Below are 2118 nucleotides of genomic sequence, written 5' to 3'. Positions count from 1 at the left end.
TATATGTCAAGTAAAAATAACAAATTTTATTTTGTAGTTTGAGTGCCTTGTGGAGGTTAAAATTATTCTGTTTGCAAGCAAATAGGCTACAGTTTTCTCCCCTGCGCAGACCATCAGTCTCTCACTATTCGCTGTAACAGAGTGAGAGCACTGGTTTGATGGAGATGTGATTTGTTTCTAAGGCTAGACATTACCATTCACGTTGCTGAAAGGATGATAGTGGTATCTTATGCATAAGAGCAGCACGAATCAGTGGCGGAAGTTCTTTACCGGTTTCGTTGCATATTCCTATGCTACTTTTTTCTGGTCTGTTATTTAGGTTGTTTTCTTAATATTTCGTTAAGAAATAGTTGTTAAAGTAATATCTAATCTCAAATCCATCTTTGTAGATAATGAGTAACTACCAAACCATTACAGCTTTATTAGGAAAGAACCAGACAGTTTTGCAGGAAACTGTTGTAGCGCCTTTGGAAACTTTGCAGAGCACGGCAAATACCATGAGTGCGGCAAGTCCTACTGCTTCTAATCAGCAAGCTAAACAGAAACTGGATGGTATGGCCGAGATGTTGCGCGCTTGCTTGACGCCTGACAATCCTATGCAACTCTTTAAGCAAGGTTAATCACGTAGAACCGTGACCTATCAAACAATCTCCACACAGATGAAGAGCATTACGGTATTAATTCGCCAAGTTATTTCAAAAAAAATATCAAATACTTTTCTTCATGGCTAGACCTGGCAATTATTGTTTGCCTGGATAGGCAGATTAGACAATAAATTAAAATTTTTTCGCAATTCACTAAGTTGGTCATTAATTTAATGCGTTAGCTCATTTCTCATTTACCTAATTGCTTGTTTTTAAGTAATTACTGGGTTTATTTCTGCTTTTTTGTCTGTATGTACGGCTCTTAATCAAACCATAAGGATAATTATTCTATAATTGAACTATAAATAAACACTTTGGTACTTAGCCATGGCAGATCCAATAACAGATATCGAGAGTCTTAAGCATTATATCGGACAATTGTGTTATAACAAGTTGGGGAGTGATGATAAAGCTACTACAGAAATAGTGGTTGCTGTTAATCGCGATACCTTCATGAATGCCCAGGAATTGGATAAATTATTAGAGGATGCTATTAAAATAGGTTTTGATCCAGATGAGACTGTAGTTGAAGACGAAGTCAGAGAAGAGAAGTTAAAAGCAATCGATAAGAGAGTTGCAGCAATTGTATCGCGTGTTGCGTTGGGTATTGAGCAACAGCGAGCTATTCCCAAAGATAAACATTCTACCGCAGAACGACTTGTTAATGACTATTTTTTCCTGCCTTATATAAGGAAAGAACAGCCTCTGCTAAGTTGCATGATACAATACTCGAAAAATTGGATGAAGATCCTAAAAATGCCGAATTATTGAGTTATCAAAGTTTATTAGATAGTCATATCTCTTATCTTGATGATGTAGCTCACCTTCCTTTTGCTGCAGAAAAATTAATTACTGCACTACAAAAAATACCGGTAAAAATTATACCCCACGGCAAAATGCCCAAGTCATTAGTGCCCTATTGGATACTGTACAAAAAAGCCAAGAAGGTAGTTGGACAGCAGAAAAGCTGGTTCAAACAGTCAGAGTAATAGCCAAAATGACTATACCTGATTTGCCAGTTGATTCAGTTACTCTGGAAAGTATCCAAGATTTATTGCCTGTCGTTAATGGCATTCTGGATAAAGGTACAAAATTGGAAAAACAAAAGACGGAATTTTTCCTCGAGAAAGAAGAAGAGAAAGCAGAAAACGAAACTCCAGAACAGACAAGCGAACGCGAAGCACGGGAAAATGCACGCAAAATACAGTCCAGTGCACGTAAGGCAATCTTTAGTACAATGGGTATTGAATTTACTTCGTTATCTACCCTCTGTGTCAACTCCCTGTACAAACCCATGCAGGAACTATCTCAGTCAGCAGGTAAGGCTGGATCGTCATTAGGACAAGTTTCGACTTGGGATGGTAACGATTGGATACAATTTTTAAATGGAGTTGAAGAGGCTGGTGTTGCAATAGGCACTATTCCAAAGGAAATCAGAGATCGCCTACCAGGATTTGTTGATTATGTAAAATAC

General features: G+C 37.7%; 4 protein-coding genes. All 4 read left to right on the top strand.

All coding sequences use genetic code 11. The features are described from left to right. Positions 1 to 392: 392 nt before the first annotated feature. Positions 393 to 620 carry a hypothetical protein gene (locus BN58_RS24985; RefSeq protein WP_019217127.1) on the top strand — a complete coding sequence of 76 codons (228 nt, stop codon included), beginning with the start codon at positions 393 to 395 and terminating at the stop codon, positions 618 to 620. 351 nt (positions 621 to 971) lie between these two features. Continuing rightward, on the top strand, positions 972 to 1415 hold the full coding sequence (locus tag BN58_RS12490) for a hypothetical protein (RefSeq protein ID WP_019217126.1): 444 nt from the start codon (positions 972 to 974) through the stop codon (positions 1413 to 1415). Then, on the top strand, positions 1382 to 1633 hold the full coding sequence (locus BN58_RS12485; protein ID WP_019217125.1) for a hypothetical protein: 252 nt from the start codon (positions 1382 to 1384) through the stop codon (positions 1631 to 1633). Before BN58_RS12490 ends, BN58_RS12485 begins: the two co-directional genes overlap by 34 nt. 8 nt (positions 1634 to 1641) lie before the next feature. Beyond that, the coding region (locus BN58_RS24980) for a hypothetical protein (protein ID WP_040916519.1) at positions 1642 to 2118 on the top strand (477 nt) is incomplete at its 3' end.

Origin of the sequence: Legionella tunisiensis, assembly GCF_000308315.1 — a bacterium.
In the GTDB taxonomy this organism is placed as follows: Bacteria; Pseudomonadota; Gammaproteobacteria; order Legionellales; family Legionellaceae; genus Tatlockia; species Tatlockia tunisiensis.
This window is presented reverse-complemented; position numbering and strand designations above follow the sequence as displayed.

Coding starts and splice junctions, on each gene's coding strand:
- BN58_RS24985 (WP_019217127.1), top strand. CDS start 393: ATGAGTAACTACCAAACCATTACAGCTTTATTAGGAAAGAACCAGACA.
- BN58_RS12490 (WP_019217126.1), top strand. CDS start 972: ATGGCAGATCCAATAACAGATATCGAGAGTCTTAAGCATTATATCGGA.